Source organism: Lysobacter sp. GCM10012299, from assembly GCF_042649405.1.
Classification (GTDB): domain Bacteria; phylum Pseudomonadota; class Gammaproteobacteria; order Xanthomonadales; family Xanthomonadaceae; genus Lysobacter_J.
In genome coordinates this window covers 1-675 of sequence record NZ_JBHRZC010000017.1, presented here as the reverse complement: position 1 = coordinate 675, position 675 = coordinate 1, and the positions used below count along the sequence as shown (strand labels likewise).

The 675-nt window shown below is 40.3% G+C and carries 1 protein-coding gene; it reads left to right on the top strand.

Annotation, left to right across the window (positions count from 1 at the left end; all coding sequences use genetic code 11):
• The coding region (locus ACFOPO_RS18440; RefSeq protein WP_386705139.1) for a hypothetical protein at window positions 1-591 on the top strand (591 nt) is incomplete at its 5' end.
• Between the last annotated feature and the right edge of the window lie 84 nt (window positions 592-675).

Sequence of the window (675 nt, the reverse complement as noted above, 5' to 3'; positions counted from 1 at the left end):
AAAAAATTTCACTCTGATACCGAGGTCGGCTACCACCTACAAGACCTAAACGATAAGGTTTTATTGAGTTTTGGCATTGAACAGCCGAAAGAAAAATTCAAACAAGTTGATTTTGAAATGCACGCCGAGGGCAAATTGAGTAATCGAGAAAAAATGAAGCATATGATCCTGGGCGCACAAGATATGAGTACCGATTTTGATTCTTTCAAAAAAAATCTTCAAGAAGCCTATGCTGTCGAGGTTTATGAGTACAATAAAGGCAAAAGGATTGGCTTCAAATGGGTCGATGATGAGGGCAAAGATTTCACAATCGGCGGACGAAAATTAGGTTCTGATTTTGAGCGCCCTGCGATCGAACGAACACTTGAATTTTCTCAACAAAAACAAGAAAAAGAAGTCGAAAAACCGCTTGAAACCAAGCCTAAAGTCACCAATGATGACTTTTCTATCAGCGGTTTGAAAAATCTTGCTAATGATATTCGTCAGCAAGAAGAACGCAAGAAAAAAGAGGAGCTGCAACGACAAAAAGAAATCGAGCGTCAACAACGTTCTCGCCCGTTCTATCATGATCGTGGTGGCATGGAAAGGTAGTGACGATATGCCGTTAGATGATTTTGCAAGTAAGCAGGAGCTTCAAAAAGTGAAGCAGGAACTAGCGGAAATCAAGCAACAAAA